12 protein-coding genes are annotated in these 13,217 nt (G+C 72.3%); 5 read left to right on the top strand and 7 right to left on the bottom strand.

Annotated elements, in window-relative coordinates; all coding sequences use genetic code 11:
- Positions 1 to 8: 8 nt before the first annotated feature.
- From ACQEVC_RS10460 to ACQEVC_RS10445, 4 genes are all read right to left on the bottom strand, one after another.
- On the bottom strand, positions 9 to 1,040 hold the full coding sequence (locus tag ACQEVC_RS10460) for a response regulator transcription factor (protein WP_432875668.1): 1,032 nt from the start codon (positions 1,038 to 1,040) through the stop codon (positions 9 to 11).
- Positions 1,041 to 1,190: 150 nt separating this feature from the next.
- A complete protein-coding gene (locus ACQEVC_RS10455) occupies positions 1,191 to 2,252 on the bottom strand; it encodes a hypothetical protein (protein ID WP_432875665.1) in 1,062 nt (353 codons plus the stop codon).
- Entirely contained in the window at positions 2,249 to 3,280 is a 1,032-nt protein-coding gene (locus ACQEVC_RS10450; protein ID WP_432875663.1) for a LuxR C-terminal-related transcriptional regulator, read from the bottom strand. The genes ACQEVC_RS10455 and ACQEVC_RS10450 overlap by 4 nt, the downstream gene beginning before the upstream one ends.
- A gap of 334 nt (positions 3,281 to 3,614) precedes the next feature.
- A complete protein-coding gene (locus tag ACQEVC_RS10445) occupies positions 3,615 to 4,619 on the bottom strand; it encodes a fibronectin type III domain-containing protein (RefSeq protein WP_432875660.1) in 1,005 nt (334 codons plus the stop codon).
- Between the two features lie 56 nt (positions 4,620 to 4,675).
- Here ACQEVC_RS10445 and ACQEVC_RS10440 point away from each other — a divergent pair, with 56 nt between their 5' ends.
- Positions 4,676 to 4,957, top strand: coding sequence for a hypothetical protein (locus tag ACQEVC_RS10440; RefSeq protein WP_432875657.1), 282 nt, complete (start codon positions 4,676 to 4,678; stop codon positions 4,955 to 4,957).
- 117 nt (positions 4,958 to 5,074) lie between these two features.
- Here ACQEVC_RS10440 and ACQEVC_RS10435 read toward each other — a convergent pair whose 3' ends face one another.
- The 3 genes from ACQEVC_RS10435 to ACQEVC_RS10425 all read right to left on the bottom strand — a co-directional run bounded on the left by ACQEVC_RS10435 (position 5,075) and on the right by ACQEVC_RS10425 (position 6,970).
- Complete coding sequence (locus tag ACQEVC_RS10435; protein ID WP_432875654.1) at positions 5,075 to 5,677, bottom strand: hypothetical protein; 603 nt, start codon at positions 5,675 to 5,677, stop codon at positions 5,075 to 5,077.
- Positions 5,677 to 6,552, bottom strand: a complete 876-nt coding sequence (locus ACQEVC_RS10430) for an ABC transporter ATP-binding protein (RefSeq protein ID WP_432875652.1) — start codon at positions 6,550 to 6,552, stop codon at positions 5,677 to 5,679. Before ACQEVC_RS10430 ends, ACQEVC_RS10435 begins: the two co-directional genes overlap by 1 nt.
- A gap of 115 nt (positions 6,553 to 6,667) precedes the next feature.
- Positions 6,668 to 6,970 (bottom strand): hypothetical protein, encoded by a 303-nt coding sequence (locus ACQEVC_RS10425; protein ID WP_432875649.1) that lies wholly within the window; start codon positions 6,968 to 6,970, stop codon positions 6,668 to 6,670.
- Positions 6,971 to 7,174: 204 nt separating this feature from the next.
- On the opposite strand from ACQEVC_RS10425, the gene recD2 reads away from it, so the two are divergent.
- From recD2 to ACQEVC_RS10405, 4 genes are all read left to right on the top strand, one after another.
- Positions 7,175 to 9,385, top strand: coding sequence for an SF1B family DNA helicase RecD2 (recD2, locus tag ACQEVC_RS10420; protein WP_432891272.1), 2,211 nt, complete (start codon positions 7,175 to 7,177; stop codon positions 9,383 to 9,385).
- A gap of 171 nt (positions 9,386 to 9,556) precedes the next feature.
- The gene (locus ACQEVC_RS10415; RefSeq protein ID WP_432875646.1) at positions 9,557 to 9,862 is read left to right on the top strand and encodes a CU044_2847 family protein; all 306 of its coding nucleotides are present in this window, start codon (positions 9,557 to 9,559) and stop codon (positions 9,860 to 9,862) included.
- 6 nt (positions 9,863 to 9,868) lie between these two features.
- Entirely contained in the window at positions 9,869 to 10,723 is an 855-nt protein-coding gene (locus ACQEVC_RS10410; RefSeq protein ID WP_432875643.1) for a trypsin-like peptidase domain-containing protein, read from the top strand.
- Complete coding sequence (locus ACQEVC_RS10405; RefSeq protein WP_432875639.1) at positions 10,704 to 13,145, top strand: RNA polymerase sigma factor; 2,442 nt, start codon at positions 10,704 to 10,706, stop codon at positions 13,143 to 13,145. The genes ACQEVC_RS10410 and ACQEVC_RS10405 overlap by 20 nt, the downstream gene beginning before the upstream one ends.
- Positions 13,146 to 13,217: the final 72 nt, after the last annotated feature.

Raw genomic sequence — 13,217 nt, 5'->3', positions numbered from 1 at the left:
GGACGGGGTCAGCGTCGGGTCCGGGCGAGGGGCTTGGGGACGTACAGGCCCAGGCGCAGCGCGCGGACGGCGGCCAGGGTACGGGTCGGAGCATCCATCTTGTCCAGGATGTGTTCTATGTGTGCGGCGACGGTCCGTTGGGTGATCACCAACTCGCTCGCCATCCGCTGGTTGGACCAGCCGTCGACAAGCAGGCCGAGGATCTCCAACTCCCGCCTGGTCAGGCCGCGCAGGTCCCCGGCGGGAGAGGTGAGCACCACCGCCAGCAGGTGTGCCGGTGCCGACGTCGGGCAGGGCAGCACGGTCACCTGGACGTGGCCGCCGGGATCGTCCGCCGCCGGGTACGGGCACAGGAAGGAGTTGTGCACGTGCCCCTCGCGCAGCCCCGCCGCCGCCACCTCCAACACCGGCGACCCGACCCGGAGCAGCGGGTGGTCCGGCAACCCGGGCAGCGGCAGCACATTGCCGGCCCGGGTCAGCACCACGCCGCACTCCGCGTCGGCGACGATCCTGGAGAGCGTCACGATCGACCGCATCGGGTCGACGGCCTCGGCCATCATCGGGGTGAGCAGCCCGAGGAAGTCCCGGACCTCGTCGGTCGGCTGCGCCGGGTCGTCGGTGTGCAGCGTGATCAACCCGAGGTGGCGCCCGTCCCGACTGAACAGGGTGAGGCCGACCCCCTCCCGGTAGCCCGCCGGCTCCAGGAATTCCGCCCAGGACTGCAACTCGCCCGGCGGCACGGGCGCGTCGCGTACGCACATCGGCGGGCGGTCCCGGTCCATGCCGAGCAACTCCATCTCCCGGTAGTGGTCCGAACCGCGCATGAAGGCGAGAGCCGCCTCCGTGTAGCCGGACTCGCCCATCCCCTCGAACTCCCGAAGCTCGGGGTTGAGCACGTGCACCATAGAGCCGCCGCTCGGCACCAGCCGGTGCAGCACCTTCAACAGTTCCGGCACCCGGTCCCGCACATCTCCCGGTAGCGCCGCGATCCGCTCCATGTCGGCCGCGACCTCGGCAGCACCGGGTGGCAGGTCAACCATCCCCCGTACCGGTACCCCGAGCCGTCGCCCGCATGATGATCCACTCCTCGCCGTATCGGCAGTCCTGTCAATCCACCGTCCGCGCCGACGCGGTTACCTAAGAGAACGGCGAGCGCCGCCCCCGGAAACGGCACCGGACACGAACGGTGCTCAACCCGGTGGCGCCGTCCCCGGCAGGTGTGGGATGAACCAACCCCGGCGGGCCGCCCGGAGCAGGGCGACGTGCCGGTCCGGGGCCTGGAGAACGGCGAGGCTCCGCTCCACCGTCTCGGCGACCGCCGCGAGCGGGAGGTCGAGGCCGACCGCGATGCGCTCGTCCGTCCAGCCCGCCAAAAGCAGCCCCAGGACCACGAGTTCGCGACGGTCCAGCGGGCACCTCCCTCTCGGCAGCGGAGCGAGCATCACCACCCCGACCAGCGGCACCGGCGCGGTCGTGCAGCCCAGCACCGTGACCCGGAACAATCCGTCCCGCGCGAGCCCGGAGCCACCAGCTCGGGACGACGGCCGCCGGGGCGGCCGGGCGGGCCAGAGGAACGAGATCGAGCCGCCACCATCGGGCTCGTGCTCGCCGACCACCCTGAGCAGGGTCGAACCCACCGCCAGCAGCGGATGCCCGGGCAGGCCGCAGAGCGGCAGCGTGTCGCCCGCGTGGGTCAGCACCACCCCGGCGACGGCCTGGTGGACGACCCTGGCCAGTACCGACAGCGACCGCAACGGGTCGAGGGTGGTGGCGATCCGCGGTGCCAGTACGCCGACCAGGTCCCGCTCCACGTCGGTGGGATGGTCCGCGTCCTCGGTACTGAGCACGAGCATGCCGACGTGCCGGCGGTCCCGGGTGAAGAGGCCGACCGCCAGCCCCTCCCGGAACCCGGCCGGAAGGTAGTAGTCGCTCCAGACCGGATACTCGGTCGCCGGCACCGGAAGGTCCCGGCCGCGCTGCGGGACGGGCGACTCGGTCAACCCCGCCTGCTCGGCCTGCCGCACCACCTCCCGGGTGCCGAAGTAGTTCCGGATCCGGTCGTCGTACCCGGTGCTGACGACCTCGGAGAACAACTGGTCCCGCTCGTCGAAGAGGGAGATCCAGGCCGCGTCGTACGGGACCACCCGGCGCAGCAGGCCGAGCCACTGCCCCGGACGGTCGGCGCCGACCGGACTCGCGGCGACGACCGCCGCCTGGTGGAGGAGGTCGGCCCCTGAGGGGGAACGCGTCATCTTCTGCTCCGAGTCAGTGACCGTGGCAGGTACAGGCCCTGCCGGAACGCGCGTACGGCTGCCAGGGTCCGGGAGGGGGCCGCCAGCTTGGCCAGGATGTGTTCGACGTGTGCGGCGACCGTGCGCGGGGCGATCACCAGGGTGTTCGCTATCCGCCGGTTGGACCAGCCGTCGATGAGCAGACCGAGGATCTCCAGCTCCCGCCGGGTCAACCCGCGCAGCTCACCGGGGGGCGAGAGCAGCACCACGGCACGCAGGTACGCCGGCACGTGCGACGGGCACGCCAGCACGGTGATCCGGGCGAACCCGCGATCCCCCGTCTCCGGGTCGCCGTGGCAGAGGAACGCGGCGTGCGGCTCCTCCTCGGCCAGACTCTCCGCCGCGGCGGTGAGCACCGCCGAGCCGGGCCGGAGCTGCGGGTGGTCCGGCAGTCCCGGCAGCGGAAGCACGTCACCGCCACGGGTCAGCACCACCCCCGCGACCGCGGCGGTGACGACCGTCGACAGCGCGGCGACGGACCGCACCGGGTCGACCGCCTCGGCGATCAACGGTGCCAGCAGGCCGAGGAAGTCGCGGGCCTCGTCGGTCGGATGGTCGGTGGCCTCCGTGTGCAGTCCCAGCGCACCCACCTGCCGACCGTCCTGGCTGAACAACGCGACGCCGATGCCGTCCTGGAAGCCGGCCGGCGCGAAGTACTCGGTCCAAGAGCAGATTTCGGGCGCCGTCACCAGGGCGTCCCGAACCAGGACCGGGCCGCGGTCAGGGCCGGATCCGAGCTGTTCCACGTCCTGGTAGTGCTGGGGACTGTGCAGGTGCTCCATGATCGCTTCGTCGTAGCCGACGGCGCACACCGTTTCGAGCCCGTAGCGCTCCGGATCCAGCACCTGGAGCGCTCCCGCCTCGTACGGGACCAGCCGACGCAGCACCGTGAAGAGTTCAGCCACCTGTTCGTCGACGCCGGCCGACGACGACGCCACCCGCTCGACCTGAGCGGCGATCTCGGCGGCGTACGGTGGCAGTTGGCCCACCGGTCAGCGCCCCGACCCTTGGCACATGCGGTCGGACGCTCCTTCTCATATCGGCAGTCCTGTCAATCGACAGCACCGGCACGGGTGCGATTACCTTGGTAAACGCCGGTCGACACCACAGGACACGCGGCAGCCGGATCCGGGGAACCGGCCCGGAGACGGACGGCGGGCCCGCCGGCGCGGTGGTCGTGGAGGGCGCGCACGCTCCGGCGCGCCCTCCACCCGTACCGGACCGACGGCCGGTCGCCGGCTACCCGGGGTGCCGCCGTCCGGCTCGGCACACGCGTCGATATCCGGCCTGGCAGAGTCGCTATCCGGCCTGGCACACGAGTCGCTATCCGACCTGGCAGGGCTGGCCGTTCAGCGCGATACCGCTCGGCAGGAAGGCCCCGCCGCCGAGGTACCCGATGGTCACCGCGACGCCCGGCGCGATCACCGCGTTCCAGCCAAGGTTCCGGGCGGTGACGATGCCGCCGGTGTGGCTGACCAGGGACGCGTTCCAGATCGCGGCGATCCGCTGCGAGTCCGGCAGCCCCCAGGACAGCGTCCACCCGTCGACCGTGGTCGGAGCCGTGTTCCGGACCGAGATCCAGGTCTCCGGGCCCCGGCGGTAGTGGTAGGCCGTGCAGGTGGGCGCCGGCCCGGTGGTCACGGTCACCGTGTTGGACAGCGCCGAGGGGTTGCCGGCCTCGTCCACCGCCCGCACCGCCAACCGGTACGTCGTGCGGGGCGTCAGCCCCGAGATCGTCGTACTGGTGCGGGGATAGGCGGGTGGCATCAGGTAGACCCGTCCGACCACGGTGTTCCCGGTCAGGGTGAACGACAGCACCTCGTACTGGGCGAGCAGCACGTTGTCGGTGGAGGGCCCCCATCTCAGGTCGACGGTGGTCTCCCCGACCGCCCCCACGGTCAGTGCGACGGGTGGGGTCGGCGGCTGGCCGTCCCCCGGCGGCATGGTGAAGCGCAGCGACGGCGGCGCCGCCGAACGGTTGCCCGCCGCGTCCAGCGCCCAGACCCCGAAGGTGTACGTCCGGGACGGCAGCATTCCGCTGATCACGATGCTGTTGGTGGGAGTCCGGTGCAGCATCGCGATGTCGGTGAAGATCTGCGAGACGTGGTACTCGACCACCCCGACGTCGTCGGTCGAGGCTGCCCAGGTGAGCTTGACGGAGTTGGCGGTGGTGCCGGCGACGGTGATCGGACCGGGGGCGCTCGGCGGCTCGGTGTCCTCCGCCGCCGCGTAGGCGGTGCCGCCGGTCACGACCAGGGCGACGACGAGGAAGGGCAGGATCAGGGTACGGGCCCAGCATCGGGCCGGTCGGGACGGACGACTTCGCACGGGAATCCTCGCTCTCGACTACCGACGCCGGGGCGCCGGACGTCGGGATATTCATCGTGAACGATGGATCAGCGTCCGGGATCCCCCACCCGGCCAGTAGTCGACGGGTCTGGTCCCGTCAGTTCTCCGGACCGAGAAAGGCTGTCCCGCACCGCGACCCGCCGACTGCCGTCGAGCACCGGACCCGGGCCGCCCCGCGCGCACTGGTCGAAGCCTGCGGCGTACGCCTGCCGGTGCCGCGCGCCGACATCGTCGACCCCTGGCACGGCATCCTTCTCGTCACCCCGACCACCCGCCCTGCTCACCTGGACACCAGAGGCGTGAACGGCTTCGGATAACGCCTCTGGTGTCCAGTTCGACGCCAGGCCGGCGGTGACTTGCCAAACATTTCGGGTCACCCGGGCAGCCGCCCCGACGCCCGCCGGGTAGCCACATCGAGGGCAGTCGGTCGGCAGTCAGTCGGTGGTGAGGTCGCGGCGGGTGGCTATCGTCGCGGCGGTCAGGGCCAGGAGCGTCCAGCCGGCGGCGATCAGCAGGCTCGTCCGGTCACCGCCGCCGGCGCCCAGGAACGCGGAGAACGGCAGTGGCGCGGAGAGCCGGCCGAGCAGGCCCTCGACGAAGACGAACCAGCCGGCGTACCCGAGGAACAGCCAGGTGGGGCGGCGTACCACCGCCGCGTTGGCGGCGCCGAAGACCGCCATCACCGGCACCAGGGTGAGGGTGTTCCGGTACTGCGTCAGGTCGCCCTTGGCCAGCACGGTCACCCCGCTGACGGCGGCGAACCCGACCGCCACGATCACGCCGGCCACCACCTGGCCGAGCAGGGTGAGCAGTCGGGCCGGTCGGGCCAGATAGAGCAGCACGGCCGTACGGTGCTGGAAGTGCTGGGTCACGCCCAACACGGCGAGGCCGAACGCGCCCATCCCGGCCAGCAGCGCCCAGGCGTCCACGTTCACCGCGCCGAAGAGCGCACCCAGCACACTGAACACGGCGATCGAGACCCAGCTCGACCGGATCGTGGCCGCCCGGTACAGCTCGCTGCGGACCAGTGCGATCATCAGGCCGCCGCCAGGTTGAGGAAGATCTGTTCGAGGTTCGGGGCGTCCTCGGTCAACTCGTAGATCGGCACTTGCGCCTCGAAGGCGATCTCGCCCGCGTCCTCCGGGGAGAGGCCCACCACCTCCAGCACGTACCCGTCCGCGCTGACCCGGCCGCCGGCCCGCTCGAACGCCTGCCACAGCCGCCGGGGATCACGACCCCGGATCCGCAGCCGGCGGGTGGTTCCGCCGTACAGTTCGGCGAGCGGGGCGGCGCACCTGACCCGGCCGTTGGCGATGATCACCACGTCGTCGATGAGCTGGGCCAGCTCGGCGAGCAGGTGACTGGAGATCAGGACAGTGCCGCCGGCCCGGGCATGGTCGCGCAGCAACCCGCGCAGCCAGGCGATCCCCTCCGGGTCGAGCCCGTTCGCCGGCTCGTCCAGCACCAGCACCGGCGGGCTGCCCAGCAGCGCGGTCGCCACCGCGAGCCGCTGCCGCATGCCGAGCGAATAGTCGCCGGTGCGCTGGTCGGCGGCGTGCGCCAATCCCACGTACTCGATCAGGTGGTCGACCCGGGACCGGCCGGCGCCGGCCAGGATGGCCTGGCTGACCAGATGGGCCCGGCCGGTCTGGCCGGGATGGCTGACGCCCTGTTCGAGGACGGCGCCGACCTGCCGCAGCGGGTGCGCCAGATCGCGGAACCGCCGCTTGTTGACCAGCGCCCGGCCGGACGTCGGCCGGCTCAACCCGAGCAGCATCCGCAGGGTGGTGGTCTTGCCCGAGCCGTTCAACCCGAGAAATCCGGTCACCCGGCCCGGTACGGCGGAGAACGTCACGCCGTCCACGGCCCGGACCCGCCGGTACTGCTTCGTCAGTTCGATGGCCTCGATCATCCCGGCCATTCTTACCCGGTCCGCCGCGCCACCGGGGGCAGCGGTTCCCCCCGGTTGTCGCGATCCCCGCAGCGCCCTACATGCGCTGTAGGTTGTCGCGATCCCCCGCAGCGCCCTACATGCGCTGTAGCTCGCCGGTCTCGTCGAGTTCGCGCAGCCCGGTGGCGCCACCGAACTCGCGGTCGACCATCTGCTGGAAGGCCGGCGGAACCGGCCGGCCGGTCGCCGCGTACAGGCGCTTGATCGCCGCGCCGGGGCGGCGGATGTCGTCCAGCATCCCCGGGTTGATCCGGTCGAACTCCGCCTCGATGAGGCGGGTGGCGGTCTCGCCGACCGTCTCACCCCGGGCGTTGGCCAGCATCACCAGGAGTTCGTGCAGCTCACCGTCGATAACCAGGGCCCGCTCCCCGTCGTCCATGGCCTCACGCTAAGCCCGGTCGCCGCGCAACGGGCCCGGATCGACCGAGGTGGCGACCGCCGGGGCCAGCGGGCTCAGGGTGGCTGCTGGGCATCGGGTGACACGGCTGTGTTGCATGATGCTGCGGTGACCGGACAGCAGGCGCCGACCGCCGTACGGCAGGCGCCGACCGCCGAACGCCACCCCACCGACCGGCCGGGCGGGGTGGTGCTGGAGGCGGTGCTGGAACGGATCACCTACGCCAACGAGGAGACCGGCTACACCATCGCCCGGTTCGCCACCGAGCGCACCGGACCCGACCTGCTCACCGTGGTCGGCTCGCTGCTCGGGGTACAGCCCGGCGAGAGCGTACGGCTGGTCGGGCGCTGGAGTTCGCACCCGAAGTACGGGCGGCAGTTCGAGGTGCAGTCGTACACGACGGTACTGCCGGCGACGGTGCAGGGCATCGAGCGGTACCTCGGCTCGGGGCTGATCAAGGGAATCGGGCCGAAGATGGCCGAACGGATCGTCGCGCACTTCGGCATCGACACCCTGCGGGTGATCGAGGAGGAGGTCGGGCGGCTGGTCGAGGTCCCCGGGCTCGGTCCGAAGCGGACGAAGCTGATCGCCGCCGCCTGGGTCGAGCAGCAGTCCATCAAGGAGGTGATGGTCTTCCTCCAGGGCGTCGGCGTCTCCACCTCGCTGGCCGTACGCATCTACAAGAAGTACGGCGACGGGTCGATCTCGATCGTCCGCAACGAGCCGTACCGGTTGGCCGCCGACGTCTGGGGGATCGGCTTCAAGACCGCCGACACCATCGCCCGGGGCGTCGGCATCCCGCACGACAGCCCGCAACGGGTCCGGGCCGGCATCCAGTACACCCTCTCCGAGGCCGCCGACGCCGGGCACTGCTACCTGCCCGAACCGAACCTGGTGGCGGACGCCGCCGAGATCCTCGGGGTCCCCGTCGAGCTGGTCCGGGACTGCCTGGCCGACCTCGCCGCCGACGAGGGCGTGGTCCGGGAGGCGGTGCCGAACCCGAGTGCCGAGGGCGCCACCATTCCGGCGGTATACCTGGTGCCGTTCCACCGGGCCGAGTCGGCCCTCGCGGCGAGTCTGCTCCGGCTGCTGCACCACCGCGACGACCGGATGCCGGCGTTCGCCGGAGTGGACTGGGCGAAGGCGCTGGCCTGGCTGCGTACCCGGACCGGTGCCGACCTGGCCCCGGAGCAGGAGGCCGCGGTCCGGCTCGCGCTGACCTCGAAGGTCGCGGTGCTGACCGGCGGACCCGGCTGCGGCAAGTCGTTCACCGTCTCCTCGGTGATCAAACTCGCCGCCGCCAAGGGCGCGAAGATCGTGCTGGCCGCGCCGACCGGCCGGGCCGCGAAACGGATGACGGAACTGACCGGGCATCCGGCCGCGACCGTGCACCGGCTGCTGCAACTGCGGCCCGGCGGCGACCCGACACACGACCGGGACAACCCGATCGACGCCGACCTGGTGGTGGTGGACGAGGCGTCGATGCTCGACCTGATCCTGGCGAACAAGCTCGTCAAGGCGGTCGCGCCCGGCGCGCACCTGCTGCTGGTCGGCGACGTCGACCAGTTGCCCTCGGTCGGTGCCGGCGAGGTGCTCCGGGACGTACTGGGCGCCGAGTCGATCCCCCGGGTCCGGTTGACGAAGATCTTCCGGCAGGCGCAGAAGTCCGGAGTGGTGGTCAACGCGCACCGGATCAATGCCGGCCAGGCGCCGCTGCTCGGCGAATATCCCGACTTCTTCCTCTTTCCGGTGGACGAGCCGGAGGCCACCGCCGAGCTGGTGGTGGACATCGTCGCCCGCCGGGTGCCGCGCAAGTTCGGCCTGCGTCCCCGGGACATCCAGGTGCTCACCCCGATGCACCGGGGACCGGCCGGCGCCGGCAGCCTGAACACCGCGCTGCAACAGGCGATCTCGCCGTACCGGGAGGGGCAGCCGGAGCGCCGGCACGGCGCCCGGGTCTTCCGGGTCGGCGACAAGGTCATCCAGATCAGGAACAACTACGACAAGGGCGCCGCCGGGGTCTTCAACGGCACCGTCGGGGTGGTCACCGAGCTGTCGGTGGAGGACCGGAAGCTCACTGTCCGCACCGACGAGGCCGAGGAGATCGGGTACGACTTCGACGAGCTCGACGAGCTGCAACACGCGTACGCCATCACGGTGCACCGGTCGCAGGGCAGCGAGTATCCGGCGGTGGTGATACCGGTAACGATGAGTTCCTACACGATGCTGCAACGGAACCTGCTCTACACGGCGGTGACCCGGGCCAGGAAGCTGGTGGTGCTGGCCGGGTCGCGCAAGGCGCTGGCCATCGCGGTGCGCACCGCCGGCACCGGCCGCCGGCACACCGCGCTCACCCACCGGCTGAGCGACCCGACCTCGCTCCGACCCGCCCTGTGACGTGAATCACGCGCCCAGTCTCACCGGATAGACCTGCAAAAATCCCGATAAGACCCGCCGATACACCATTCGACAGCGTCTCCGCCGCATCGATGTCTCGTTAGGACTCTTGCCGTCCGGCGTACGCCCGCCGCAGCGGCCCGAGTGTCCCCCTGTCACCGGACGGAATACATGTCGAACACAACGGTCAGAGTCGAGGTCTTCCCGACGGACGACGCCGATCTCCGCCAGATCGGGCCGAGTCGCCGGCTCACGACCCTGCTACAGGAGCGCGCCGACGAGATCGGCACCGCCGTCCGGGACATCTCCCGGATGCTGCGCGAGTCGGTGGACACCGAACCCGACGACACCGGATTCCGGGTGTCGAGCGTGACCTCGACCTTCGGGCTCACCCTCGCCACCAGCGGCGGTGTCGTGGTCACGCGCGCGTCGGCGGAGGTCTCGTTCGAGGTCACCCTGACCATCGAACGCACCTGAGCCGTCGTGGAGTCGCGGAACTCGTACCTGGTCAGGATCCGCCCGCGCGACAAGCCCGACGCACCACCGGGATACACCGTCGGGTTCCTGGTCAGCAGCCACTGGGTGATCACCGCCGGGCACTGCCTCTCCAGGCTGGCCGAGGACGAGCCGGTCCGGATGACCCTGGCCGGCAGCGAAACGGTCGACGGGCGGGTGGTGCGGATCGCCGAGCGGGACGACCTCGGCCTGATCTGCGTCACCGGCCCGCCGCCCCGGGAGGTGGTCCGGCCGGTCCTGGCCAGGGCCACGGACAACGACGGATGGGTGGCACCCGGCCGACCCGAGGCCAGCCCGCACCGGTTGACGGGCTCGGTACTCAACGCCGACCTTCGGCACCGGTGCGCCGGTGGCGGCGAGATCGCCGCCCTCGAACTCAAGGTCGAACAGGAACTCGGCGACTACCACGGCTACAGCGGCGGTCCGGTCGAGCGGGTACCGCGCCCGTCCGACGAGCCCGGCCCGCCGGTCGTACTCGGCATGCTCGTCGAGCAGGCACCGAAGTGGAACCGTTCCGGAGACGCCACCAACGTGCTGATCGCGGTGCAGGCCGAGTACGCCCTCGCCGAACTCGACGTCCTCGCCGACGCCCGGCGACTGGCCCAGGAGAACACCCGGGCGCTGCAACGGGCGTCCGACGCCGAACCGGTCGCGCTGACCCAGGAACTCCGGGAACTCAACGTGATGGGCGACCAACTCGACCGCATGATCAGCCGGGGCCTGCTGGGACGCCGGAAGGCCCGCCGTTTTCTGCACAAGGTCCTGGACCGGACCCTCCGGTACTGGATCGCCAGGAGCAACCGTGACCGAATCCGCATCTGACGAACTCGTACTCGACGAACTGCTGCCCCGGGCCATCGCGGAGGCCGAGGCGGCGTTGCGGCGGCCGAACCGGGGACGGGCCGGGCTCGACCTGCTCCGGCCGACGGTGACCTCGCTGGCCGCCTTCGACGCGAAGCGGAACCCGGGTGCCGTGCACCGGCTCGCGATGCTGCTCACCCGGCTCGGCCTGCACACCGAGGCCGGGCGGCTGCTCGACTGGGCGGCCTGGCGGACCACCCGGGGCAGCGACGCCTGGCTGGCCACCGAGAACGTCCGGGCGATCCTGGCGGCGGCCCGGGGCGACCGGGACCGGGCGGCGCTCCTGCTCGACCTGGCCCTGCGCACCACCGACCGGCTCTCGGTGACCAGCGCGAAACTGCACGCCAACCTGGCCGTCCTCTGCCTGGAGACCGGCGAGTCCGGCCGGGCCGCCCGGCACGCGACCGCCGCGCTGACCGCCGCGATCAGCACCGAGCGGCCGGCGGAGTGGCCGGCCGACCTGCTGGCCAGCGCGGAAGCCAGCGCCATCCAGGCGATCGAGCGGTCCGCCACCGATCCGCCGCGTACCGCCGAGGAGTTGCGGGACCTCGCCGAGACCCAGTTCGCGCTGGCGATGCGGCGCCGACGGCTCGACCTGGTGGAGTCGGCGATCGAGGTGATGGAGCTGGCCGGCCAGCACCTGACCGCCCGGCTGCCCGCGACCCATCCGGAGTCCGTACGGCTGCGCGAGAAACTGGCCACCGCCGAGGACCGGTACGCCGACCTGCGCGCGGCGAGCCCCGCCGCCCCGCTCCCGGTCGCCGCCCGGCCGGTCGCCGTCGCCCCGGACCGGCCGCCGGTGCCCCCGCCCGACCCGGTCCGGGTGGGCGTGCCGGAGGCGTACCACCTGGTCGTCGACCGGTATCTGGACACCGTCTTCCGGTTCGTCTACTACCGGGTCGGCGACCGGCGGCTCGCCGACGAGCTGACCTCGACCGCCGTACGCCGGGTGCTGCACCGGATCGACACCTTCACCGGTCCCGACCGCGAGCTGGGCGCCCTGCTGATCGGCACCGCCCGGCAGGTGTTGGCCGACCACCCTCCGGGCGACCGGCCGCTGCCGCCGGTCGACGACCCGGACCACCCGGCCCGGGACGGCGGCGCGGAGCTGGTGAACGGTCCCCTGTTGGCCGCGGTCCGGCGACTCGACCCCGAGCAGCGGGACTGCCTCGTCCTCCGGTTCCTCCAGGCTCTCTCCGTGGCGGAGACCGCGCGGGCGACGGGGCAGACCGAGAGCCGGGTCCGGGCCGTACAGCGCCGCGCCGTCCGCGCGCTCACCCGGCTGCTGCCGCCCGGTCCGCCACCGCCCTGGCCGGACGTGACGCGGCGGTGGGTGCACCGGGCCCGGTACCTGCTGCGCAAGCTGCTCCGCCCCAGCCCGCCCGATCTCTTCCGGGGCGACGGCGAGGACAGCGGGTCGGTCGCCGGCCGGGGCGTCGTACACGGTGCCGACCGGCTCATCGTGCTCGGGCTCCAGCTCCGGGCCATCCCGACCACGCGGTCCAGCATCGATGGTGGGCCGTGCCCACAGCACCCGATCGGCTGCCCGCCACCGCCGAACCTGTCTCCACCCGAACCCCCGGCTCCCACCTGCGGCCACGGCGGACCGCACGGGAAGGTTGACCAGGGTTCGCTGCTCACGCCGGACTCGGACGCCCGGCTGCGGAGCATGCTGCTGACGATCGTCGGCGGAGCGGCGGTCACGATGGCCGGAGCCGACGGCGCACCGGGTACGCCCGGCGGTGCGGTACGGAGCGGACCCCGGATCGTCGTGACGGGGCGGGTCGGGCGGAACGCCGAGGGCCGCCGCGACCGGCGGTGGAGACGGGCCCGGGGCCGGGACGCGGTCGTGGCCGGCCTCGGCGTCGTCACGATCGCCGTCTCCGCGCTTGCGGCCGGCGACGGGAGCACCCGCCCGGCCCGCCCGGCGTACGCGCTGGACCGCTCCGTCGCACCGGTCCAACCGGAGCCGGCCGCCTCGGAGCCGAACCGGGGCCGGCTGCTCCTCGGGATCGCGCGGTCCCGGCTGGACGAGGCGAGCGCCCACCGCGACACCGGGGAGGACCTCGGCGCCCTGCTGGACGGCGTGGACGACGACATCCGGCAGGGCAGTCGACTGCTCACCACCTCGGCCGTCCGGCGGCGGGACCGGGCGGCGCTGGACTCGGTGGACGCCTTTCTCGACGGGCAGCACCGGCAGGTCGCCGAACTGCTGGTCCGGGCCAGCCCCACCGAGCGGAACCGGGTGGCCGAGTCGGTCCGACTGCTGGACGCCGTACGCTGCCGGGTCGACCGGTTGCGTACGACGTTGAGCTGCGACGACGGGGTGCCTGAGGGCGTGGACACCCTCGGTCCACTGCCCGCCGACTGCGCCACGCGATAACGGCCGAAGGAGTCGTCCCGGACTCGACGGCGCGAAACATATCGACAGGCGTTTCCGTATCTGGCGCCGGAT

The sequence above is a fragment of the Plantactinospora sp. CA-294935 genome (assembly GCF_050936445.1).
Lineage (GTDB): Bacteria > Actinomycetota > Actinomycetes > Mycobacteriales > Micromonosporaceae > Plantactinospora.
Note: the sequence above shows the minus strand (reverse complement) of the source record. Positions and strands in the feature narration are given on the sequence as shown.

Excerpts from the sequence above, each read along its gene's own strand:
- ACQEVC_RS10460 (WP_432875668.1), bottom strand. The coding sequence starts at position 1,040 with ATGGTTGACCTGCCACCCGGTGCTGCCGAGGTCGCGGCCGACATGGAG.
- ACQEVC_RS10455 (WP_432875665.1), bottom strand. The coding sequence starts at position 2,252 with ATGACGCGTTCCCCCTCAGGGGCCGACCTCCTCCACCAGGCGGCGGTC.
- ACQEVC_RS10435 (WP_432875654.1), bottom strand. The coding sequence starts at position 5,677 with ATGATCGCACTGGTCCGCAGCGAGCTGTACCGGGCGGCCACGATCCGG.
- ACQEVC_RS10430 (WP_432875652.1), bottom strand. The coding sequence starts at position 6,552 with ATGATCGAGGCCATCGAACTGACGAAGCAGTACCGGCGGGTCCGGGCC.
- ACQEVC_RS10425 (WP_432875649.1), bottom strand. The coding sequence starts at position 6,970 with ATGGACGACGGGGAGCGGGCCCTGGTTATCGACGGTGAGCTGCACGAA.
- ACQEVC_RS10415 (WP_432875646.1), top strand. The coding sequence starts at position 9,557 with ATGTCGAACACAACGGTCAGAGTCGAGGTCTTCCCGACGGACGACGCC.